The organism is Propionispora vibrioides (assembly GCF_900110485.1).
GTDB lineage: Bacteria > Bacillota > Negativicutes > Propionisporales > Propionisporaceae > Propionispora > Propionispora vibrioides.
Window position 1 is genome coordinate 1 of record NZ_FODY01000011.1, and the last position, 24,241, is coordinate 24,241.

A 24,241-nucleotide genomic window follows, 5' to 3' on the forward strand; every position below is an offset into this window, starting at 1 on the left:
CAACCAAAATCATATGTCCAAACGTGGCTCCCCTTATTTGCGCAGAGCTATCTGGTTAGCTGCTAATGTTGCCAAAATACATAACCCCATTTTGAAAGACTTTTACACCCAAAAAATCGCTCAAGGCAAGCATTCTTTTTCCGCAACTGGTGCTGTTGCTAGGAAGCTCACATACATAATTCATGCAGTTCTTAGAAATCAGAAACCCTATGTGCCTCTAGCTTAACTTATTGAAATCCTTTGCCTATTATAGGCTTATTTCTTGTGCCCAAAAATAACCTCCTTTTAGATTTCTTAACTTGTGGTACTTGACTTTTCATAGCTGGTCTTTAAGCTTGTGCTTTTAGTATAGACACTAATTGTGGCATAGGTTAGGCCAAACTGGGAACAAATCAGGAACTTTGCAACCTCCCCTCTTCTCATAACCGGCAGTATTTAGATAATACGAAACTGCTGTCAGCAGCAATTCTGCTGGATTTTTACAGTATCATACCACTGTTAATGGCCATTATCGGCGCGGTTTTAACTGACGGCTCCAGTGGCGACAACCTATCGCCTTAGGAGACTCCGGCTTTAACGTCAGCTGTTATGGATATTCCCGTTGCCAGTCAGGTCAACTATGCCTGCCTTACGGTTGGCTGCCATGGGAACAACAACATTGCTGTATCTAACCGCAGGCTACATAATGCCGAAAAGACTATCCTTCTGTAGAGAGCTATCCCTATTCTATTTTTCCCTTGACTTTTATATCAGGCCCCCATATATTATACATATGAAAATATATTCATATGTATAATATTATAAGCAAAGGAGACGGCCTATGCTGACGATTAAATACCCTAATGATGTGTGCGAGCAGTCTTGCGATCATCAAGACGTGGTTAACACTGCAAAACAAGAAGTGCTTGCTGACCGCCAAGCGCAGCAAGTCGCTGAGATCTTTAGGCTGCTCGGAGATACTACCAGGGTAAAAATTTTACAAAGCTTATCTCGGCGCGAACTATGCGTTTGTGATATTGCCACCATTGTGGAAATGAGTCAGTCGGCGGTATCTCATCAGCTGCGCTTGCTGCGTAATGCTCGTCTAGTTAAATATCACCGCGAAGGAAAACTAGCCTGGTATTCGTTGGACGACAACCATGTTGGCTCTTTACTGGCGCAAACGATTGCTCATATTAGTCATGAATAGGAGTGAAAAAGATGGCTTTAAAAAAACTATCAGGAAATAAAGCTCCCCGGAAAACCACCTGCCCAAGTGATTGCTGCTCATCAGGTTCCGGACAAGCAGTCAAGTTGGAGCCGGCTGCGACTTGCGGCTGCTGCCCGCCGCCAAGCTCTGTGTCTGTTACCGAGCCCGGTTGCAGTTGTTGCGAGGCTGAATCAGTCCCATCATTAGCCGAGTCTGCCTGCGATTGCTGCCATGACGGAGCGGCCATCGCCGCCCCGGCTGCCAAACCTTGTGAATGCTGTGTTCCTGCCGGCACAAAGCAGGAAAGCTCCCAAACTCCGGCAACGGTCACCGGGACCAGCACCTTTACGGTAGATGGCCTGGATTGCGCTGACTGCGCGGCTAAATTGGGAAAGGGCATTAGCAAACTAACTGGTGTAATGGATGCCCATGTTAATTTCGCTACTGCCAAACTGAAAGTCACCTATGATCAAACGAAGCTCCAACCGTCCCAAATTGAAAAAGCGGTCAGCAGCTTTGGCTATCAGGCTGCTCTCCTTCCCGCCGCGGGTGGTCCGTCCGGCGCTCAGCAATCGGTCTTCCAGGTTTCCGGTCTGGACTGTGGCGATTGCGCCGTCAAACTGGAAAAACGCGTTGCTGCCCTGACCGGCGTAGTATCCGCTCGGGTAAATTTCGCCGCCGGCAAGCTAACGGTAGAGCATACCGCCCCGGTTGCCGACATCCTGCAGGCAGTTAAGCAGGCCGGTTATCAAGCCGAACGCCTGACGGCGGGCCCGCGCCGGCCGGAGACCAAAGCGGCATGGTGGACCAACCGGCGGACCCAAGCGACGATAGTATCCGGCGTTATTCTGGGTTTGTCCACAGTGCTGGAATGGCTGAACTATGGCGACACCGTGCTCATCCCCCTGTATGCTGCCGCCGCCGTAATTGGTGGGTACAACGCCGCCAAAAGCGGACTATACGGGCTACGCGCCTTTACCTTTGACATGAATTTTCTAATGACTGTAGCCGTGATTGGCGCCGCGGCCATCGGCGAGTGGAGTGAAGGCGCAACCGTTGCCTTTTTGTTCTCCTTTGGCAATACCCTGCAGGCCTATACGATGGATAAAACCCGCCAATCCATCCGGGCGCTGATGGAACTGGCCCCGCCCGAGGCATTGGTACGGCGGAATGGCACAGAAGAACGGCTGCCGGTGGAAGAAATCGTGATTGGTGATATCATGATCGTCAAACCGGGCGATCGGATTGCTATGGACGGCATCGTAAAAAGCGGCCTGTCAGCTGTCAACCAGGCCACCATTACCGGCGAATCACTGCCTGTGGAAAAAACGGCCGGCGATACGGTGTATGCCGGGACGGTCAATGCGCACGGCGCTTTGGAAATCGAGGTCACCCGGATTGCCGCTGATTCCACTTTGGCCAAAATCATGCATCTGGTGGAAGAAGCCCAGGCCCAGAAGGCACCGTCCCAACAATTTGTCGATATCTTCGCCAAATACTACACCCCGGCTGTTTTACTTGCCGCTGCCGGCATTATGATCCTTCCCTGGTTGTTCTTCAGTCAGCCCTTTGCACCTTGGTTTTACAAGGGGCTGGTGCTGCTGGTTATTTCCTGCCCATGCGCCCTGGTCATCTCTACCCCGGTGTCCATTGTATCGGCTATCGGCAACTCCTCCCGTAACGGCGTGCTGATTAAAGGTGGCGCTTATTTGGAACAAATGGGCGGCATTCAGGCTATTGCCTTTGATAAGACCGGCACTCTGACCCATGGCCGCCCGGTCGTCACTGATATCCTGCCAATGGGCGAAACTACGGAAACCGAGCTTCTGTCGCTAGCCGCAGCGGTGGAGAAATGGTCCGAACATCCGCTGGCTGTGGCAATTGTCGACAAAGCCCGGTCGCTTCCCCTGCAGCCGGCGGCCAATTTCAAGGCCCTGGTGGGGCGCGGCGCGCAGGCCGACATCAACGGACAAACGGTCTATATCGGCAACCGCCGGTTGTTTGAAAAACTAGGCCTGAGTCTAGAACAAACACAAGCCGCCATGGTCCACTTGGAAGAGCAGGGAAAAACGGTTATGCTGATTGGCTCAGCTCAGACCATTTGGGGCTTGATCGCCGTAGCGGACACCCTGCGGGACAACAGTAGAGCCGCCATCCGGCAATTGCGTCAGGCCGGCATGAAACACATTGCCATGCTGACCGGAGACAATAGCCGGGTTGCCGCCGCCATCGCCGAAACCCTTACCCTCGACGCCTATTACAGCGATTTATTGCCCCAGGACAAAGTGACCACCGTACAAAAACTGACCAACGAGTACGGCACAGTCGTCATGGTCGGGGACGGCGTCAATGACGCCCCGGCGCTGGCCGCTGCCAAGGTTGGCGTAGCCATGGGCGTAGCCGGCTCGGATACGGCGCTGGAAACAGCCGATATCGCTTTGATGGCCGACGATCTGGGCAAGTTGGCCTACGTCATCAATTTGAGCCGTAAGACAGTTGCCGTCATCAAGCAAAATATCGGTTTCGCCGTATTGATTAAAGTAGTGTTCATCCTGCTTACCTTCCTCGGTTTCGTCGATCTGTGGCTGGCAGTGCTCGCCGACATGGGTTCTTCCATTCTGGTCACGCTGAACGGTATGCGGCTAATGCAAAAAATAAGTTATAAAGTGTAATAGAATACAAGAAGGACTGACCTATATTGCGTCAGTCCTTCTCTTTATTAGCCGGCTTGCCCGATAAAACAATCTAAATTCACAGGGAAGCACCTAGCTTGTTCAGTCTCTCTCATTGTGCCGGATGTGATCCAACCCTTGCTGCAGCAACACGGCAATGTTATCGTCATTAAGCGAATACCACGCCAGCGTCCCTTCCTTACGATACTTAACCAAATGGGCCCCACGCAGTAAGCGAAGCTGCTGCGAAACGGCCGATTGCGCCATTTGCAGCACCGCTGCAATATCGCATACACACAACTCCCGTTTGGATAAAGCCTGTAGTATTTTAAACCGGGTCATATCGCCCAACAGCCGGAACATTTCCGTTATTTGCCGCGCTTCTCCTTCCGGCAGCATATCACTTTTGGCCAGACAAATATTCTGAGGGTGTTCACATAATTGTTCACACAGATCGGAATCGCAGGAATACTTTTTCATCGCACACCGCCTGAAGATGTAGTCATATCAAATATATCGGTTCTCATCCCTGCTGTCAAGAAACGGCTTTTCAAGCAATGCAGCGCTACAGACTACCGGCACAAACTCCCCTGGCAGCCGCCCGCAGGACTGGCCCAGGGATTAAAACTTACTAAGTATCCGAGGAACGCGTGAAACCACTTAATACCGGTAGTTTGCCTTTACCCAGATGGTACGACCCGGTTCGTTCACTCTAAAGGAAGAAGCGATGCCCAGCGCCGGAATCGAAGCACCCGAGCGGCTAATAAATTCGGCATAATTCTTGTCAAAAATATTATCCACACCGGCAGCAATCGTAATCTCCTTACTGGCTTTATAGCCCACATTGGCCGAAAGAAGGCCAAAACCGCTGCTGGCGCCCAAATCGTAACCGACTTCGCTGCCGCTATTTAAATCATAACGGGTTTGCGCCTGAACGCCGCGCCACAATAGGCCCGCTTCCAGCTTCTCATGACTGTATTTGAGGCCCAGCGTTCCTTCCAGCGGTGGGACTTGGGCCAAAGGCCGATGATCCGAATCATTATTGCCCCGTACATAAGCCAGCGAAGCGGTGACCGTCCAATTTTTATTCAGCGAGTAGGCCGCATCAACCTCGCCGCCATACAGGGAAGCATCCACATTCTCTGCCGTCTTGGTTGCCGAGTCATTGGCATTTTTAAACAAGATAAAGTCGTTAATATCGGCGTAAAACACCGACAGGCTGGTATTCAGTTTACCGGACCGATAAAGGAGCCCCGTGTCAAGCTGGGTGTTCTTCTCCGGCTTCAGGTAAAAATTAGTGTTCCGTTCCCAGTAATCCGCCGGCCGCTGGGCATGACCAAGGCCGATATACGTGGTAACCGGTGCGTTGGCGTGATCATGTTCATAGCGCAGGAAAGCGCCGTAGGTGCGGTCATGATCTTCTGCCGCCGTTTTTTCATTCCTTACGTCCAGGCTGTCGGTTCTCAGTCCGGCCAGCAGCCGGCTGTTATTGGCCAATTGGTGCTTAAACTCGCTGAATAAGCCATAATTGGTAAACGTCAAATCACGGACCATGCCGGTGGTATAAACCGGGGGATTTCCCATCATTCCCATGGCGCTCCGTCCAGCATGCTCATTTTTTTGATAATCCAGCCCTACTGTCGCCGTGGTGGTCCGACCTAAATTCAAATCTGCCGCCAGCCGTCCACCGTTGGTCGTCCGGTCAACTTCCATCGCCATTGGCATCATGGCACCAGGCCGCAGCGAATAGTTATCCATCACATGGTCCACATAGTTATGAAAGGCTTTGAATTCCAGGTTACGCACCACCGGTGATATGTTTTTCTTATTGAATTTAAAGCTGTAATCATTGCGGTCAAACTGGGGGCCGTCCATTGACCGGCCGCCGTAAGCCGCCTCGGCATCACTGGTCTCGGCGGTAAATTCGTACAGGGTATCGGCATCAGGCGTCCAGCCAAAGATACCGGTCAGGCTCTGCCTGGTATAGAACGAATGAACCTTATTGCCGTTACCGTCGGTATAATCATCGGCATTGGAGTGGGTTTTTATGATTCGCACATAGCCTTTGGTATCACCGGCCGTAATGTCCAACAGCTCATCATCACGACCGTTGCTGCCGAACAGTAGGCTGCTGTTGACACGAACGTCCGGTTTGTCAAACCGCTCCGTCTCCCGGTCAAACAATACCGTCCCAGAGACATTGCCGCCACCGTATTTGACCGTTTCCGGTCCTTTTAAAACGGTGATCTTGCTGTACGATTCGGGGAAAACATACGAGGTAGTGGGGTCCATCCGGCCGGGGCAGGCGCCAAACTGATAAGTGCCATCCAATAAAACATTAAGGCGCGTTCCTCCCAGCCCCCGGAAAACCGGATCACTGCCTGTCCCACCCTGACGGGCCACGGAAAACCCGGGAATATTTTTCAGATAGCCGCCGCCATCAGCCGCCGGCACCGGCTGTTTGGGCGACTTGGGGTCGGTTTCCACCGTCAGGGGATCACTGACCGCTGGCGCGGTAACCACAATCTCATCCAGCGTAAAGGTGAACTTTTCCTCTTCTGCCGCCCCGGCCGGCTGCGCATTGGCGGACAGAAGCAACAGGGAAGACACCGCCAGTATCCGTACTTTTTTCATCCGATCATCACCATTCTTATTTAATTTTCCAATCCACAGCATTGTACAAATTAGGGATTAGCGTTATAATTGATTATCATTATCAATTATAACTGCTTAGGGCTTGACACAATACTATCTCTAAGCACTATCTTGTTGACCTAAAGTACTAAAAACAGCACTTCTCTTTCTATTACAAATATCAGGCTCGCCTGCCTGGGAGGTATCCTATGCCGATTACTCAAATGAAATGGATCGCAGCCATCGTACCGGCTATCTGCATCGGCCTGTTTGAATTCGCCAGACACGAATACCTACAGGTGATTTCGATGAATTGGGGCAATGTGTTGGTGGCAATCCTGACAGGAATCATCTTTTTCTTATTTTCCCACGGCATCTTCGCCTTAATGGAAAACCTGTACGGCAAGCTGCAGCAGGAAAAACAGGAAACGGCGGTATTGCAGGAGCGTTCCCGGATTGCCCGCAATTTGCATGACAGTATCGCCCAGTCGCTGTTTTTTATGAACGTAAAAATAATGGACATCGAAAAGGCCTGCAAAAACGGCCAGCAGCCCTGGTCGGCAATTACCGACTTGCGGGAAGCCATCCGGTTTACCGATACCGAACTGCGGCAGCATATTTTTGCCCTGCAAACCGTGGCCGCCGATGACAATATCAATCTCATCGCCGCCATGCAGAATCATCTGCACCAGTATGAAGTGCAGACCGGGACCAAAGTCAATTTAGCCGTCACTTGCGCCACGCCAAATCCTTTTAACTCTTATGAACGCAAGCAGCTATTCCATATTTTTCAGGAGTTATTATTCAACATTCGCAAGCATGCCGCAGCAACGCAGGTGAATGTCAGCTTAAACGAAAACAGCGAAGCCTTTACCCTGACGATCGCCGACAACGGCAAGGGCTTTGTTGCGGCGGACAATCTCCGCAAAAAGAATTCCTTCGGTTATAAACTATTGGAACAGGATATAAAGTCCATTAAAGCCGACCTTAAACTGACCAGTAGTCCGGGTACCGGAACCACGGTAACGGTTACGAAAAACAAGAAAAAGGAGCTGTTCTCGTGACCATTAAAGTCCTGATCGTTGACGACCACTTCCTGTCCCGCAAGGGAATCGCCAGCATCCTTGCCGCCAATCCCCTGTTTGAAATTGTCGGTGAGGCAACCAACGGGACCGAAGCACTGGAAAAGGCAGTACAACTGCAGCCTGATCTTATTTTGATGGATATCCGCATGCCGGACGGTGATGGACTGGAAGCGACCGGCCGGATTAAATCGGCTATGCCCCAGACAAAAATCATCATGCTGAGCGTATCGGACGATGTCCAGGACTTCTTCGAGGCCATTAAACGCGGCGCCCAGGGGTATCTACTCAAGAATATGGAACCGGAATACTGGCTGGACTATATTGTCAGTATCGCCCAGGGCGAAGCTCCCATCTCCCGGGTGCTGGCAGCCAAAATCCTTCAGGAATTTGCCGGACAGAAGCAGACGGTTGCCGATAGCCGCTTGTCGGAACGGGAACAGGAAGTGCTGCAGCTAATCAGCCAGGGGCTTAGCAATAAAGAGATCAGTGAAACGCTATATCTCAGTGAAAGCACGGTAAAAAATCACCTGCGCAATATCCTGGATAAACTCCATGTGCAAAACCGGATGCAGTTGATTGCCTTTGCTTATAAAAATGGCCTGGTGGAGCATTAGCCGGAGTAAAACTAACTAACCCAGGTTTTCCAGCCTTGATCCGCAAAGCTGGAGAACCTGGGTTAGTTGTTCGAGGGATACTTCAACAATTCCGTTCCTTTGGCTCTGGGTACGCCGAAAAATAACGATAACCTTACATGGTCTGCTGCATCAAAGCGGCAAATTCCTGACGTAGACTACAGCTATCCCGAAATCCTTCCCGATAAATAATCTCAGCGGCCAGACCGGCTTCAAGGGTTGTGACAGCCTCATACTCCATAATCAGAAGAAGTAATTCCGGCTGCTGCGCTTCCAAGCTGCGGGCCAATTCCATAAGCTGCGATAGTACAGCGTCGGACTCTTTTACTGCTTTCTTGTATTTTGCATCAGTAACACTGGCCAGACTCAGGATATCACTTACTCTGTCAAAAACATACTGCTCAAATGCTTGCTTTAAAACACTATGTAACACACCAAAGCCCCCTACTCAGGCTGCGACATACACTGCCATCAGCTTTTTTATAGGGGGAAATTAAAAAGCGCATGCGAGGCTTTTTACCCTACACATGCGCTTTGCTTCGTCGTTTGCTAAAGCCCAAACCCAATAAACCGGAACGAAACCGGCTGTCAACAGAAAAGCAGTCAGTAAAATATGTACGCGAACACTTGCCTTTCCGTTGCCGGGATCAGGAATAGGCTGAATCATCTGCTGCGTGAAGTCGCACAGTTGCTCCCCAACATCCCACTATACCCGCGCCTCGCTTGTACTTCCGCGGGCAGCATTGTATAATAGAAATGTCGTCGTGGACAGCTTAGCTGTTACGTGTAGGTGTTCTGGCACCTTGCGCGAGCCTGGAAGTGCTCTAACACTTTCAGGTCACGGCGACTCTTTAATTTCCACCTATTTCTAATTATAGCCCTTTCTGGGTGAATTGCAAGTCAAGCGGGACAGGCCGACCAGGATTTTTTATTGACTGATTGCATATTTTACAAGCTATGGGTATAATATAAGAAAAGGACTGACGTGCTCTAACACGCCAGCCCAACAGACTGTCTAACCGAACGGTTAGCCCGGATTACGTTATTGAGAAATAACCGCAAACCATGGCGTGGGAGCGGTTATTTCTTTTTTATGATCAAAACAACGAGTGTTGCAAATGCAATCATCAGATACATTGCCTCAAACATTGAAATCATCATACCACCCCCTTTGGAAAAGGGTGTGGCTAACCGTCCCTCGACAACCTGTTGTAATTATTATAGCATAATCTTCCAGCTTGGAAAGATTATCACAGTTGTTCTCGATTTCCGTTTTTATAGAGTTGAAGCATCTGTTTCTTGAATTCGCTTGTAAACGTGCGTCGTTTGCTTCTGCCGACTCCTCCTATGTAACTGGCGGTGAAATTACCGTTGACGGGGGACTGAGCCAAGTTTAAATGTATATCTGCTCACTTTATAAATTTTCAGCAAATAGCAAAGCAATCCCGGCAGCTTACTACGGGATTGCTTTTTTGAATCATCTGCTCACACGCTTAAATAGATAATCGAATAGCGATAAAAAAATTAGCTAGACGTTTTCTTTCCCCGGAACTATTTCGATATTTGTTATCAGGCCATCCTCTACTGAAAAATGATAATAAAATATTTGCGGACTTCCCGGAAAGTTACCCCTAGTTATGGATGTTACTGCGGTTATCCCATGGTTTTCTTCGACAGCTGTCACTTCCGATTTCAACTGAAACTCGTTATTGCTGCCACCGCGCCATTTTTTCACTGCTTCTATACCATTGATGTGCTTTTTCTCGCCAATATCGTGAACATGAACGTCCACTGCCATACACCTGTCAATTGCTGTAAGGTCGTTTCCATTGATTGAGTCCATGTAAGTTTGGATAGGGGCCGTTAGTTTCACTGTCATCATGATCGCTCCTTATCTATTTAGAATAGTAACTGCACTATTTACCCGGGGTCCACTATCCTCCAGGCCAAGGATTTCCTCACAAGCTGTAACAAGAATACCATGTCGCGTACATTTTCCCTGATCGACTGGACCCACTTATTATTCATCACCTCCTGTTTTTTTATTGTACAGGAAGCAATAAGACAATAGTATGTCATATTCAATCCACGATATAAACTACTTTTGGTAACCGGGGCATCCGGTGCCGCCGCTGTCTGATTACCTCCGGCTAGTGAAGGGGCTCTGCCGCGGCCGCGTACAAATCCCTCCATTCTGGTTTATCGCCAGGGTGGGGGGATTTTTTTATTTTGCATGGATTGGATAAAAGGTGAAATACTAATAAAAATTATAAGGAGATTACATATGGATAAAAGCTATATTTATTTGATTTTTACCGCCGTGGCGGGAATTGCATTTTTATTCTTAGTGCCCAAGAATCAATACAAACGGTGTCTTCTCTATGGCCTTGTTTTTGGTGGAATTATAGATGTTCTTACTATAGCTGCATTTGTTCCCATAAATCAGATACAATTTATGAATATGGGAAACTTTAGTGTGTTGGGATTCATCCCCATATTTGTTCCGATTACATGGACTTTTGATTTTGCAATATTCTTTTATCTAATGCCGAGAAGAAAAGGCTTTTTAGCTCTTTATGTCCTTACCTTTACTGCCTTGAGCTATGTTATAGGAGAATTGATGAATGCTTATGATTTATTTGAATATACAGGAATGCCCAAATATGTGGCCGTTTTAATCTTTTTAGCCTGGTATTCCTTTTCGGCTTGGTTTTACTTGCGAGATACACAAAGTACTTCAGTAATTCAACCTGTAGTATCTAAACCGCTTAAAAATGAGGATGATGAAAGAGAATGAAGAAATAGCCCGGTGGCCTAGGCTGCCGGGCTTATTTTTATTTGGGAGGGGTCCCCTTAGCGGAGCCGGGCCGTATGGTATCGCCGCCGTCTAATTGCCTCCTGGCTAGTGAAGGGTCCTGCCGTAGCCGCGTACCCCCAAATTGTTCGGCCACCTTACGGCTTAACTCTTCCTTTTGCTATAAAAACGAAAAAAAGGCTTTACGAGAATCCCGTAAAGCCTTTCTACTATTCAAAATGGCGACCCCGGCAGGATTCGAACCTGCGACCTTTTGATTCGTAGTCAAACGCTCTATCCAGCTGAGCTACGGAGTCATTTCGCCAGCCATTTACCGGCCAACGAAAATTATTATATCACTTTTTAATAAGCATTGTCAACAAATATTATTATATTTCCTTAAAATACCTCAGCGACCCTGTTCAATTTATTCACAGGCCGTGGATATCTTGGGTGGAAATGTCCTGTTTATTGTAGATAACTGCTGTGCATAATGGGAGGGTAAAACAGTTATTCAGCAAGTTGTCCACCTTTTGCACAGGGTTATCCACAGAAACAATGGAGATTTTATGCGAAAATCAGGTTTTTTCCACAATTGTCATAGAAGCGTTTTCCACTTATCCACATTTACATAGAATTTGTGAATAAAAATGTGGATAAGTTGTTATTGCCCTGTTAGTTAAAATAATTGATACCGGCCTGGAAGATTTGTTGGTCTTTATTGCCGGGGACATTTTTGGCAATTTGCTCGCCAGTCCGTTCGGAATGACCCATTTTACCAAGCACTCTGCCGTCCGGGCTGGTAATTCCTTCAACAGCTTCAACCGAACCGTTCGGGTTGTGGATAATATCCATGGACGGCTTACCGTCAAAATCCACATACTGAGTGGCAATCTGGCCTTGCTGAATCAGTTGACTGATCATTGCCGGGCTGGCGACAAACCGGCCTTCACCATGCGACATGGCCACAGTGTGGATATCGCCCACTTCCACCCGGCTGAACCAGGGCGACAGGTTGGAGACCACTTTGGTCTTCGACAGGCAGGATATATGGCGCCCCAGCGTGTTATAGGTCAATGTCGGGCAGTCCGGAGTAAGGTCACGAATTTCGCCGTAGGGGACCAGTCCCAATTTGATGAGTGCCTGAAAACCGTTGCAGATGCCCAGCATCAGGCCGTCCCGCTTTTGCAGTAGTTCGGTTACCGCTTCCTTGACGCGGGGATTTCTAAACAACGTAGCGATAAACTTGCCGGAGCCGTCCGGTTCGTCACCGGCGCTAAAGCCTCCCGGCAGCATAACAATCTGCGACTGACGGATGGCAGCTACCGTGGCGGCAATAGCCTCTTCCACAGCGGCCGATGTCAGATTGCGGATAACGAGCGTCTGCGGCAGGCCGCCGGCTTGCGCAAAGGCCCGGGCCGAGTCGTATTCGCAGTTGGTGCCGGGGAATACGGGGATAAACACCCGCGGCTTAGCGATCCGTACAGCCGGTTTGCGGCTATTCCTTCCGGAAAAGGCAACGTTCTGGGGTTGTCCTGTTGCCATGCCGGCCTGGGTCGGGAAGATTCTTTCCAGAGGCTTTTCCCAGGCGGCCTGGGCATCGCGTAAAGCAATGTCCTGTCCGTTCACGGTAAGAACAGGGTTTGCCTGTGTATAACCCAGGCAGCGGAACGGTACTTCACCAAAGGCGGCCTTTAGCTCTACGCCGGGCGCCATTTCCAATAGAATGGAACCGTAATCGGAAGCAAACAGTTCCTCTGAGGTAAACGTACCGTCAAAGCAAACGCCAATCCTGTTACCAAAGGCCATTTTGCTGATGGCTGCCGCCACCCCGCCGTAACGTACGGTATGTGTTGCCAGGACTTTTTCCTGGCGGATAAGATCATGAATCTTGCTGTAATTAGTTTCCAGCGCAGCAAAGTCAGGCAGTTGCCGTTCGTCCCGCGGCAGGGAAACCAACACTACCGGATTGCCGGCAGCTTTAAATTCCTGGGAGACAATGTTCTGGGCCTTAGCCACATCCACGGCAAAAGCAACCAGGGTAGGCGGCACCTGCAGGTCCTTGAAGGTGCCCGACATGCTGTCCTTGCCGCCGATGGCCGGAATGCCCAGCCGCTTTTGGGCGTAATAGGCACCCAGCAGGGCGCTGAACGGCTTGCCCCATTTGGCAGGGTCGTTGCCGAGCTTCTCAAAATACTCCTGCAGCGTCAGGCGGATAGCCCGGTAATCACCGCCCAGAGCAACCACCTTCGCCACCGCTTCGATGACGGCGTACAGCGCGCCATGGAAGGGGCTCCAACTGGAAAGCTGCGGGTTATAGCCATAAGTCATGAGGGTGGCCGTACTGGTTTCGCCGTCCAACACGGGAATTTTGGCCGCCATGCCTTCAGCCGGCGTAGCCTGATAGGTACCGCCAAAGGGCATCAGGACAGTGCCGGCACCGATGGTGCTGTCAAAGCGTTCAACCAGACCTTTTTGGCTGCAGACATTCAGATCGGCCAGCATAGCCAACCAGGCCTGCCGCAAATCACCTTTTTGCGCAAGCACAGGCTGCGGCAATTGTTTGAAGTAGTCCGAGCCGCTATCCGGTGCGGCTACCTTCACCTGGGTATATTGGGTTACCCCATTGGTATTTAAGAAGTCCCGGCTGAGGTCAACAATGGTTTTGCCACGCCAGGCCATTTGCAGGCGGTGTTTGTCGGTAACAATGGCTACCACGCTGGCTTCCAAATTCTCTGCGTCAGCATACTGGCAGAAGGTGTCTACCTGTTCGGCTGCCACGACCACGGCCATCCGTTCCTGTGACTCGGAAATAGCCAGTTCGGTGCCGTCCAATCCTTCGTATTTCTTGGGAACAGCGTCGAGATTGACGGCAAGGCCGTCGGCCAGCTCGCCGATAGCCACCGAAACACCGCCGGCGCCAAAGTCGTTGCAGCGTTTGATCAACGTGCTGACTTCGGGGTTTCTAAACAGTCGTTGCAGTTTTCGTTCAGTCGGGGCATTCCCCTTTTGCACTTCGGCGCCGCAACTGGCCAGCGATTCCTCGGTGTGCTCCTTGGAGGAACCGGTGGCGCCGCCGCAGCCGTCCCGGCCGGTCCGGCCGCCCAGCAGGATAATGACATCGCCGGGCTGCGGCTGTTCCCGGACGACGTTGCGTTTCGGCGCGGCCGCAATGACGGCGCCAATTTCCATCCGTTTGGCAATAAAGCCTTCGTCGTAGACTTCCGCTACCTGGCCGGTTGCCAGGCCGATCTGATTACCATAGGAGCTATAGCCGGCCGCCGCGCCAAGGGTAATCTTGCGCTGCGGCAGTTTGCCCGGCAGCGTGTCGGCAATGCCGGAGCGGGGATCGCCGCTGCCGGTAACCCGCATGGCCTGGTACACATAGGAACGGCCCGACAGCGGATCACGAATAGCACCGCCCAAACAGGTAGCCGCGCCGCCAAAGGGTTCGATTTCCGTCGGATGGTTATGGGTTTCGTTTTTAAACATCACCAGCCAGTCTTCTGTCCGGCCATCTACATCGACCGGTACGACAATACTGCAGGCGTTGATTTCGTCCGATTCGTCCAAATCGGTCAACTTGCCGCTCCGTTTCAGCTCGCGCATGCCCATCAGCGCGATATCCATCAGTGACATTGCCCGCGGGGCGTCACCGTAGACATCTTGCCGGGCGTGGCGGTATTCGGCAAAGGCGTCCGCCACCGGCTGACTGTAAGGGCCGTATTCCATTTCGACCTGTTCAATATTGGTCAAGAAGGTGGTATGGCGGCAATGATCGGACCAGTAGGTATCAATGACTTTCAGTTCGGTAATGGTCGGGTCCCGGTGTTCGTTATCGCGGAAGTAGCTTTGGCAAAAAGTCAGATCAGCCAAGCTCATGGCCAGTCCCATATCGGCCATCATCGCCTTCAGCTCATCCTCCGTTTTAGCGATGAAGCCGGTCAGAACAGCCACATCGTCCGGTATGGTTGCAGGCACATCCAGACTGTCCGGTTTAGTAAGCTGCGCTTCCCGTGATTCAACCGGATTGATGCAATAGGCTTTGATGCGCGCCAACTCGTCCGGCGAAACAGCCTCCTGCAGAATGACCACCTTGGCTGAAGCTACCGCCGGCCGCTCCTTCTGGGTAAGCATCTGAACACACTGCGCCGCCGAGTCAGCCCGCTGGTCGTACTGACCAGGTAAAAATTCCATGGCAAACAAACTGTCACCGGCTGTAGAGGGCAGTTCCTCATCGTATACATCATCTACCGTCGGTTCGGAGAAGATAGTATTGCGGGCCAGGATATATTCTTGTTCGGTCAGGCCGGCCAAATCATAACGGTGGACCAGTCTGACCCCGGTCAGGCCGCCAATTCCCAGGTTTTCCTTCAAATCCTGATATAAACTCTGCGCTTCCACCGCAAAGGGTTTTCGCTTTTCCACATACATTCGTTTGACAGCTTGCGTCATTGGTTCGCCTCCATTTTATTTAAGTATGGAACACGTTGTTTATTGCTTTTAGTATGTTAACCAAAGAGTGGCATAAGCATAAGAAAAGACGGCAGCGTTCCCTCGATAACCGACATAGTCGGTCCTACAAAAAAATAACCATAGGTATAAATTTTTATAATTATTCTGCAGAAGACGGGATTATCCTGCAAGAAATGCCGCATTTCACCCCGTCCGGCAACAGTGTTCCGCCAGCTTTGGACAAACTATCCGAAACGTCTACTGGCGGCGGCTTTTGTGAAGTATTCCGTTAGCTTGGAGATATAAAAATAAACATGCGCCTTAAAGAAGCCTAAGGCGCATGTTTATTTTATATTAAGCAGGCGAAACGATGCCGACCAGCAGTTCCACAGTACCGAACCGAACGGTGAGCGGAATCCGATATCCCTTGATATTGGCGGTATCCGCCCCTTGTATGACGGACGGGAAATGCAGATCCAGCTCCACCCCTTTATCGGAGGCATTTACACAGAAAATTCCGTTAACCAGGTTCACGAATTCGGCAATGCTGTCCCGGGCCAGTTCATCCACGCTGCTGAGCGGTTCCTGACTGTAGCGGCGGGCAATTTCCAACAGGCAGTCTTCTTTTAAAATCAAGCCGGTCACCATATCGCTTTGGCAGCGAATGACCTGGGTGGCAACCCAGTCGGACGGGGCCACCTCACCCAGTACGGCTTCCGCGCCGGCAATGGGCACTTCGTCGAGAAAGCGGATGATATTACGCATAAATAAGGCCGTATAATCCAGGAAAAGAGCTTTGTTGTCCCCGGCTCCGGCAAGTTGCAGGATGCCTTCCAGCATCGTACTGTCCACCTGGGCACCGTCTTTGTCCGAGGTCAGCTTATTTTCCTGATTGTAGTTGACCATGGCGCTTTCCAGTTCGGCCAGGCTCAAATAGCCTTGATCGATAATGGCCTGGCTCAGGTTCAGCTGCTTGGAGCTTTGCTTGCTTAGCAGTTCATCGAGCTGCTCTACCGTAAGATATTGTTTTTCGATGGCGATTTCACCAAACCGCTTGTCCCTGCTGCGCTGCAATTCGTGAATCTCTTCCACCTGATCAGCGGTAAGCATGCCCGCATTCATTGCCAAGACGCCCAGTTTGACCCGCACCGACTGTTCCAGTGTCAGGCACTCCGATAATTGAGCAGTAGTCAGTAAGCCTTTGTTGAGTAAATATTGACCAAAAAATTGACTAAACATCGTCATTCAGTCCCCTCTTTATTTCGATATCTTGGCAATAGCCTTGGCAATTTGCTCAACGCTATAAGGTTTTTGTATGAAGTCCATGGCACCGCCCTTAAGCGCCTCAATCAGCTTACTTGAGGTTCCTGCCGAAGACAGCATAATCACCTTAGCTTCCGGATCCTGTTCCCGCAGACGCTGCAAAGCCGTCAAGCCGTCCGCTTCGGGCATGACGATATCCAGGAAAACCAGATCGGGCTTGTTGTATTTATACACATCGACAACCATTTTCCCGTCTGAAGCTTCTATCACCTCGCAATCCATCTCTGCCAGGATATCCCGCAGTTTTTTTCGAACCAGAAGGGAGTCATCACAAATTAACACTTTGACTTTGTTTGTTGCTGCCATAGAAAGAGCCCTCCTCCTCCCGCCCGCCAGGCGGCTTCCTTTTTCATTTAATGATTTAGTTACTTGCCAATATGTATGCTGTTTCTACACATTCTTCATGAATCCTGTCGAGGCAATAGAAAATTAACAAAATCCTAGAAAAAAGAGACCGCCTGCAGGCAGCCTCTTCTTTACCGGTATCACCGGGAAGTTAGATCAGTTTCATATCCTTTAATACATTGTTCATATTGTGAACGGCTTCGGCGCTCTTATTGAAGGCAGCCTGTTCTTCGGCGTTCAGTTTGTAATCCACAATGGATTCCCAGCCGTCTTTACCCAGAACAACCGGTACGCCCATGCAAATATCGCTTTGGCCGTATTCGCCGTCCAAAGCTACGCAGCAAGGGAAAATTTTCTTTTCGTCAAGCACGATGGCTTTAACCAAAGCGCCGCAGGATGCGCCGGGAGCATACCAGGCGGAAGTGCCTAACAGCTTAGTCAGCGTAGCGCCGCCTACCATGGTGTCGGCAGCCACTTTCTGCAAGGTTTCGGCGTCCAGCAAAGTGGAGATCGGAATACCCTGATAAGTAGCGAAACGGGTCAACGGGATCATCGTAGTGTCGCCGTGTCCGCCGATAACAAAACCTTGGATATCGGTAGCCGGACGGTCAAGTGCCTGGCTCAGATAATATTTGAAACGGGAGCTGTCGAGAATGCCGCCCATGCCAATTACGCGGTTTTTCGGCAGGCCCAGTGCTTTATACGCCAAATAGGTCATGGTATCCATCGGATTGCTGATTACGATGATAATAGCGTCAGGCGAATATTTCAGAATATTGTCGGCTACACCTTTTACAATACCGGCGTTAGTACCGATCAGGTCTTCACGGGTCATGCCGGGTTTACGGGGAATACCGGAAGTAATTACCACTACGCCCGACCCAGCAGTTTTGCTGTAATCGCCAGTACTGCCAATTACTCTGGTGTTGAAGCCCAGGGTGGTAGCCGTTTGCATAATATCCATGGCTTTGCCTTCAGCTACGCCTTCTTTGATGTCCAATAGAACAAGCTCGCTTGCTAATCCCTGCTGTACAATGACGTTTGCACATGTTGCGCCTACGTTACCTGCACCAACTACAGTAATTTTCATGTTGTCATCATCCTCCTAAAGTTTGTACCCTAAGGGTTGTACCTTTTACATGTAAATTATACATCGTTTTCTAGTATTTATCATCATATTTATCGCAAAGAATGTGAAAAAAATTACATGTGCTAATGTTCCACAAACTCTGAAACTACCATTTCTTCACAGGTCTTTTCCCGTAAGGCTCCATTGCCGTCGACTTACCTATAGCCGTATTTCAAAAAATTTTAATGAAGTATGGCACAGAAAACACCGTCAGGGAGTGTCTCGGATAGTTTGAAGACACACTAGGTTTTAAAATGACGCCACCCGGGCATCATGCTATAATAAAGAGAGTTCATTCTTTTTGTCTACGAGGTTTCTTATGGTTACACCTTCTGCTCGGATTCGTGAGATCGATCTTCTACGGGCCTTGGCTATTGTGCTGATGACCCTGTTTCACGCCATATTTGATGCGGCGGAATTTTACGATGCCAATATAAGCTACACCAGCGGCATTTGGTACTACACCGGCAAGCTGTCGGCCATTCTGTTCCTGCTGACCTCGGGCATCAGCGTCACCTTAGGATCCCATAGTTTGAAACGGGGTCTGACCGTACTGGCAGCCGGCCTGCTGGTCATTGCCGCCACCTATTGGTTTAGCCCTGCCAGCTTTGTCATTTTCGGCATCCTGCAGCTTATCGGGACAAGCATGCTGACCTATCCTCTGTTGCGGCGGCTTTCCTGCCCGCTCCTTGCGCTGCTGGCCATCGCTGCCTGGCTGGCCGGCCTCAGCCTGCAGGGCGTAACCACCGGCAGTCTTTATCTGCTGCCGTTTGGTGTCACACCGCCGTTCTTTGCCTCGCTGGACTATTATCCCCTGCTGCCCTGGTATGGCTTTTTTGTGGCCGGCTTGCTGCTGGGCAAAGTCTGTTATCCGGCGCGGCAACCGTTGTTTCCCCACTTGCCGGATCAACGCCTGCTGACCGGTCTGGAGTGGCTGGGACGTCACTCGCTCCTCACCTACTTGATCCACCAACCGGTTCTGTTACTCCTCTTTGCCGTCTTTATGCCGCTCCTGTAAGCCGGTAGGTTAATAGCCTTCCCCGCCTTACCGACCTTTATGTAATGAGGTGACCGCTTGATGTATACACTGTTTTTCCGGTCCCGTTTCCTGCTGCTTTACGCCTGCTGTTTACTGCTTGGGCTGTTTACGCCGCTCCCCGCCCTGGCTGAGCCGGCCGGAACTCTTTACGTGATCAATGGTCTGACCAGCGGCGAAGACACCCGCCAACCCGGCGACGATGTGAAAAAGATCGAGCCTTTCAGCGACAGCCTCTATCAATATACCGACTTTGCCAACGGCTTCAGCCTGCGCTATCCCTCCGGCATGATCGCCGACGCATCCCTGTCGGCTGTCCGCACCCTCTTTACCGACGGCCAGACCGACATCCTGGTGTTTTATGATTCACTGGCCGATAAACAGTCCTCAGCCGCCGAACTGATCGAATACGGCAACCGCTTCCGTTACAATACGGCCGATCACCGGATCGAAACCGATAAAACCCTGTACATAAACGGGCGCCAGGTTCATCTTCTCAAATGGACCCGCCGCCAGCTATCCCGCGTCGCCGGTGACAAGAACCATTATGTTTCGGCGGAAATCGTAAAAAATCCTTACGAAGTATACACCCTGCTCATCAAGTCGGCCAAGCCGATTGAAAATGAGCTGGAACTCATCCAAAGCGTCTCGCTGTTCCCGCCTCAGGGGCACCCCGGCATCTATAAGCGGCAAAGCGCCTCCACCACGCCTCTGAATGAGGAAACCCGTGCCTTCCTGCACACCTATTTCGGCCCGGACAGTTCCTTTCATTGGGGCGTGTTTGAACCCAGCGCCCCTTACAACATGACCAATCTGCTCCGGCTGGAAGATTCCTTTGGTTACCGCTTCCCCTTTGTCATCCGCTATCAGTCACTGGACGAGAACATGCCCCTGCAGGGCTTACAAAACGCCTACCAGCACCAGACCTATGTGGAGCTGACGCTGCAGACACTGCTGCAGGAGGCCGGGGTGAACGCGCTCAAGCTCGGCGCGTCCGGTCAGGTTAACGCCGGCATTGTCTATGATATGCTGGACGGCCAATATGACGACTACCTGGCGGAATATGCCCGGCGGCTAAAAGAGTTCAACCACCCGGTGCTGTTTAGACTGAACAATGAAATGAACGGCGACTGGTGCTGGTATTCGGCCTACTACACCGGGAAGGACGCCGATCTCTACATCGCGCTCTGGCGCTACATCCAAACGGTATTTGCCAATCACGGCGTGGACAATGTCATCTGGGTCTGGAATCCGCACGACCTGTCACGGCCGGATTTTAAGTGGAACCATTATCTCATGTATTATCCCGGCGACGAATATGTCGACCTGATCGGCCTGACCGGCTATAACACCGGTACCTATTTTCCGGGTGAACGGTGGCGGGAATTCAAAGACATCTATACGCCACTCTACAGCGAATATGCCTCCCTATTCAACAAGCCTTTCCTGATCACCGAATTTGGCTCCAATTCCGTCGGCGGCGACAAAGCGGCCTGGATCCGCGGCATGTTTGACCATATGGCCGATTTCCCCCGCATCAAGGCGGCCATTTGGTGGAGCGGCATTGATTACGATCAATTGGGACAGCCGGGGCGCATTTATCTGATTAATGAAACGGAAGAGATTATCCAGGTGTTCCGTGAGCGGCTGAAAGAGTATGAACCCAAGCGGCAGCCACCGGACCAAAACCCGGATCATAAAGAAAGCGGTTGACAGTATCTTGCTGTCAACCGCTTTCTTTATACCTGCAGTCCCAGTTGCCTCATGACTTCAATCAGCTTCTCCGTATTTACCGGTTTTGCCGCATACGCCTCACAGCCTTTTTGGAAGGAATTACGGACGTACTCGGTGTCGTGCAAGGCTGTGATCATAATAATTTTGGTCTGATCCGCCTCGGCTACGCCTTTTTGCTTTTCTAAATCACGGATAGCTTGCAGGGCTCTCATGCCATCCACCTTGGGCATCATAATATCCAGGCAGATTAAGTCATAGGGATCTCCCACATCCCAGGCCATCAGGAAGGCTTCCACCGCCTCCATGCCATTTACCGTCAGATCACATTCACCATACTGCGATAATATTTTGTCCAAATATTTGCGGCTGGCCAAATCGTCTTCAGCAATCAAGATTTTCATAACATCCACCCCGTTTCACATCATATTTTATCTACATCCTTCAGCAGGCTTGACAAACCGCTTAAATCCATCTATGTATCCTCCGAAACTCCATATATCCCTTTTCCAGCTCGGCAATTCCCTCGTTTACCTCTTGCTGCTTCTCCTTCCGGCAAAGCAGCTCCAGCCGAAAGGCAGTCATTTTTAACCCGTGGGCATCAAGACTGGCGGCACTGTTCTTGACCTGATGCGCCAATTCGCCGATGGCGGAGAAATTACATTCCGCCGCGGCCCGCTCCTGGCGCAGCCGCTCAATACATTTGCCCATAATCTCCCGGATTTGCTCCGGGTTGTGGTAATCCGCCCCCTCGCTGGAGCCATGCTGCAGAGCGGCCACCACTTCCCGTTCCCGCTGCCTTAGAATGACCGATTCGATCGCCTGAAACAAATTTTCCATCTGGATGGGCTTAGCGACATAACCGTCCATTCCCGCCGCCAGAAACCGCTCCCGGTCCCCGACCAGCGCATGGGCCGTCACTGCAATGATCGGGATATGCTTTCCTGCCGGTTTTTCCATCTGGCGGATTCTTGCCGTTGCTTCCAGTCCGTCCATGCCCGGCATTTGCACATCCATCAGAATGAGATCCGGTTGTACCCAGGACAATTGTCGCAAAGCCTCCAAGCCGTTATTGGCGACATGCACTTGATAGTCCCTGCCGCGGAGCATCCGGGTAATGACCGACTGATTAACCGCTTCATCTTCCACCAGCAAGATACGGACTACATCCTGCGCGGTTACGGCAATAGCCGCTGGCGGCAGCTCTGCCGGACCGGCCGCTACAGCAAAAGGCAACACAATATAAAAGGTGCTGCCTGCCCCGCGTTCACTTTCCACACCAATCCGGCCGCCCATAATCTCAGTCAATTGCTTGGAGATAGCCAGGCCCAAGCCACTGCCGCCGTATTTGCGGGTAAAGGACCCGTCAATCTGGCTGAACTTTTGAAACAGAGCGGGAACATCCTCCCGGGCAATCCCAATGCCCGTATCGGTCACCCGGAACTCCAGTTCAATATGTCCGTCTGTCGCCGGCCGTTGCTGGACACAAAAGGTTACTTGACCGTTGTCGGTAAATTTGACGGCATTGCTTAAAAGATTATTTAAAATCTGCTGCAACCGGTGCGGGTCACCCTTAACAAAAGGCGGAATGGTCTCCGGGATATGATAATCCATCATCAAACCCTTATTTCGGGCATGGGAATAATGAATGGGTATCGTCTTGCGCAAGAGTTCCTTCAGATCGAAAGCAATGGTTTCCACCGTCAGACGGCCGGCTTCCATCTTGGAGATATCCAGTACGTCATTGATGACATGAAGCAGGGAGTTGGCGCATTCTTTGGCAATGTTCATATTGTCCCGCTGTTCGGGCTGTAGCGGCGTCATCAACGTTAGATCAATCATCCCCAGAATGCCGTTGAGCGGCGTCCGGATCTCATGGCTCATATTGGCCAGAAACTGGCTTTTGGTGCGATTGGCTCTTTCGGCCGCCTCCTTGGCTTCCTGCATGTCCCGCTCCGCCGCTTTACGCTCGGTGATATCCAAAATAGAGCCAATATAGCCGGAAAAACTGCCATCCAGACCATAAAAGGGTTTACCCATTTCCAACACCCAGCGATATTCTCCGTCATAGCGCTTCAGCCGGTACTCCAGGGAAAAGGGCCGTTGCACAGCAAAGGCGCTGTCAAATTCCTGGCAGCGATGCAAATAGTCCTCGCTATGCACCAGGTCCTGCCACTCACAGTCTGTTCTCCCGCCGCTATGGCCGCCGGTAAACTGCAGCCAGCTCCGGTTAAAGTAGTCGCAGGTTTTATTGATACCGGCCCGCCAAATGAGCACCGGAAAATTTTCAAACAGGGTCAGATAAAAATCACGCGATTTGGACAGGTTCTCCTGCAGCAGCTTATATTGGGTAATATCCTCAACGATCAGCAGCACACACCGCCGGTTGCCCAAAAACAGCGGTACGGCGCTTACCCGCCACCAGACTCGGGTGGGAACGTCGTCCACCTTGATCATTTTGGGAAACTCTTCCCCATAACTGCTTTCGCCTGACAGCAAGGCTTTATTCAGCATGCGGGTCATCGGACAGATGGGGCAACTCTCACCTTCGCCGCAACCCCTGGGCGAATGAGAGTTGTTGACACATTGAAAAAATTCCCCCACCGGCTGGTCGTAGATCTCGGCAAAGTCCTGGCGGCTTTTTTTCATAGCCTCCCAGTTAATCTGCTCGATGCGCCGTTCTTCGTTCAGAATTAGCATGCCCACCGGCACGGTATTAAAAATGGTCTCCAGCTTTCGCTGTTTGCTGATCACCTCTTTTTCCGTCCGTCTAATCCTGTCGATGTCCCGGAGCAGCATCACTACCCCGTACTGATTATAGCCTGCATCCTTGACCAGCGAGGCGGTAGCGGAAATATATCCCCTTGTTCCGTTGCGGCGGATGATGACCGAATCCCGCGGCAGACCAATGCCAGAGGACCCTCGGGCAGCCTCAGCCACCGGGCTGGGCACCGGCAAGCCCGTTTCGGCATGAACAATTTGCAGAATTTCATCCACATGCCGCCCCATGGCCGCTTGCGCCGACCAGCCGGTAATCAGTTCCCCGGCCGGATTTAAAAAAGTAATCTGACCGTGCTGATCGGTAATAATCACCCCGTCACCCATGCTGGCCAGTACAGCCTCCATATTTTTCATATTTTCACCGCCTTGCGTCTTCGCGGGGCGAACAGCCCGGCCGCGGATTCGATGCATATCCCTCACCACCTTTAGCAAAAT

The 24,241-nt window shown here is 51.0% G+C and carries 18 protein-coding genes and 1 tRNA gene; 8 read left to right on the forward strand and 11 right to left on the reverse strand.

Annotation, left to right across the window (positions count from 1 at the left end; all coding sequences use genetic code 11):
- From BMW43_RS10255 to BMW43_RS10265, 3 genes are all read left to right on the forward strand, one after another.
- A partial coding sequence (locus BMW43_RS10255) for a transposase (RefSeq protein WP_143050578.1) occupies positions 1 to 226 on the forward strand: 226 nt, incomplete at its 5' end.
- Between the two features lie 594 nt (positions 227 to 820).
- Positions 821 to 1,189: an ArsR/SmtB family transcription factor gene (locus tag BMW43_RS10260; protein ID WP_091746682.1), complete on the forward strand. Its 369-nt coding sequence runs from the start codon at positions 821 to 823 to the stop codon at positions 1,187 to 1,189.
- An 11-nt stretch (positions 1,190 to 1,200) separates the two neighbouring features.
- A complete protein-coding gene (locus BMW43_RS10265) occupies positions 1,201 to 3,861 on the forward strand; it encodes a heavy metal translocating P-type ATPase (RefSeq protein WP_091746685.1) in 2,661 nt (886 codons plus the stop codon).
- A gap of 102 nt (positions 3,862 to 3,963) precedes the next feature.
- Here the strand turns inward: BMW43_RS10265 and BMW43_RS10270 are convergent, their stop codons facing one another.
- Positions 3,964 to 4,341 (reverse strand): ArsR/SmtB family transcription factor, encoded by a 378-nt coding sequence (locus BMW43_RS10270; protein WP_091746688.1) that lies wholly within the window; start codon positions 4,339 to 4,341, stop codon positions 3,964 to 3,966.
- 180 nt (positions 4,342 to 4,521) lie between these two features.
- Positions 4,522 to 6,495 (reverse strand): TonB-dependent copper receptor, encoded by a 1,974-nt coding sequence (locus BMW43_RS10275; RefSeq protein WP_091746690.1) that lies wholly within the window; start codon positions 6,493 to 6,495, stop codon positions 4,522 to 4,524.
- Between the two features lie 209 nt (positions 6,496 to 6,704).
- On the opposite strand from BMW43_RS10275, the gene BMW43_RS10280 reads away from it, so the two are divergent.
- Entirely contained in the window at positions 6,705 to 7,559 is an 855-nt protein-coding gene (locus tag BMW43_RS10280) for a sensor histidine kinase (RefSeq protein WP_091746693.1), read from the forward strand.
- Positions 7,556 to 8,194, forward strand: a complete 639-nt coding sequence (locus tag BMW43_RS10285; RefSeq protein WP_091746695.1) for a response regulator — start codon at positions 7,556 to 7,558, stop codon at positions 8,192 to 8,194. The genes BMW43_RS10280 and BMW43_RS10285 overlap by 4 nt, the downstream gene beginning before the upstream one ends.
- A 133-nt stretch (positions 8,195 to 8,327) precedes the next feature.
- Here the strand turns inward: BMW43_RS10285 and BMW43_RS10290 are convergent, their stop codons facing one another.
- Both BMW43_RS10290 and BMW43_RS10300 read right to left on the reverse strand, forming a co-directional pair.
- Positions 8,328 to 8,645, reverse strand: a complete 318-nt coding sequence (locus tag BMW43_RS10290) for a hypothetical protein (RefSeq protein WP_091746698.1) — start codon at positions 8,643 to 8,645, stop codon at positions 8,328 to 8,330.
- A gap of 1,095 nt (positions 8,646 to 9,740) precedes the next feature.
- Complete coding sequence (locus BMW43_RS10300; protein WP_245732340.1) at positions 9,741 to 10,094, reverse strand: nuclear transport factor 2 family protein; 354 nt, start codon at positions 10,092 to 10,094, stop codon at positions 9,741 to 9,743.
- Positions 10,095 to 10,496: 402 nt separating this feature from the next.
- On the opposite strand from BMW43_RS10300, the gene BMW43_RS10310 reads away from it, so the two are divergent.
- Positions 10,497 to 11,009: a hypothetical protein gene (locus tag BMW43_RS10310; protein WP_091746707.1), complete on the forward strand. Its 513-nt coding sequence runs from the start codon at positions 10,497 to 10,499 to the stop codon at positions 11,007 to 11,009.
- A 237-nt stretch (positions 11,010 to 11,246) separates the two neighbouring features.
- Here the strand turns inward: BMW43_RS10310 and BMW43_RS10315 are convergent.
- The 5 genes from BMW43_RS10315 to mdh form a co-directional block, all read right to left on the reverse strand.
- Positions 11,247 to 11,323, reverse strand: a tRNA-Arg gene (locus BMW43_RS10315).
- 358 nt (positions 11,324 to 11,681) lie between these two features.
- On the reverse strand, positions 11,682 to 15,461 hold the full coding sequence (locus BMW43_RS10320; protein WP_091746710.1) for a phosphoribosylformylglycinamidine synthase: 3,780 nt from the start codon (positions 15,459 to 15,461) through the stop codon (positions 11,682 to 11,684).
- A gap of 354 nt (positions 15,462 to 15,815) precedes the next feature.
- Positions 15,816 to 16,706, reverse strand: a complete 891-nt coding sequence (locus BMW43_RS10325) for a chemotaxis protein CheX (protein ID WP_091746713.1) — start codon at positions 16,704 to 16,706, stop codon at positions 15,816 to 15,818.
- A gap of 12 nt (positions 16,707 to 16,718) precedes the next feature.
- Positions 16,719 to 17,090 (reverse strand): response regulator, encoded by a 372-nt coding sequence (locus BMW43_RS10330; RefSeq protein WP_091746715.1) that lies wholly within the window; start codon positions 17,088 to 17,090, stop codon positions 16,719 to 16,721.
- Between the two features lie 190 nt (positions 17,091 to 17,280).
- Positions 17,281 to 18,219: a malate dehydrogenase gene (gene mdh / locus BMW43_RS10335; protein ID WP_091746718.1), complete on the reverse strand. Its 939-nt coding sequence runs from the start codon at positions 18,217 to 18,219 to the stop codon at positions 17,281 to 17,283.
- A gap of 358 nt (positions 18,220 to 18,577) precedes the next feature.
- Between mdh and BMW43_RS10340 the strand changes: the two genes are divergently transcribed.
- Both BMW43_RS10340 and BMW43_RS10345 read left to right on the forward strand, forming a co-directional pair.
- Entirely contained in the window at positions 18,578 to 19,276 is a 699-nt protein-coding gene (locus BMW43_RS10340) for a heparan-alpha-glucosaminide N-acetyltransferase (RefSeq protein ID WP_091746720.1), read from the forward strand.
- 60 nt (positions 19,277 to 19,336) lie between these two features.
- On the forward strand, positions 19,337 to 21,007 hold the full coding sequence (locus tag BMW43_RS10345; protein ID WP_091746723.1) for a glycoside hydrolase family 26 protein: 1,671 nt from the start codon (positions 19,337 to 19,339) through the stop codon (positions 21,005 to 21,007).
- Between the two features lie 26 nt (positions 21,008 to 21,033).
- Here BMW43_RS10345 and BMW43_RS10350 read toward each other — a convergent pair whose 3' ends face one another.
- Together BMW43_RS10350 and BMW43_RS10355 are read right to left on the reverse strand one after the other, a co-directional pair.
- Positions 21,034 to 21,429 carry a response regulator gene (locus BMW43_RS10350; protein WP_091746726.1) on the reverse strand — a complete coding sequence of 132 codons (396 nt, stop codon included), beginning with the start codon at positions 21,427 to 21,429 and terminating at the stop codon, positions 21,034 to 21,036.
- Positions 21,430 to 21,490: 61 nt separating this feature from the next.
- Positions 21,491 to 24,217, reverse strand: coding sequence for a PAS domain S-box protein (locus tag BMW43_RS10355; RefSeq protein WP_091746728.1), 2,727 nt, complete (start codon positions 24,215 to 24,217; stop codon positions 21,491 to 21,493).
- Between the last annotated feature and the right edge of the window lie 24 nt (positions 24,218 to 24,241).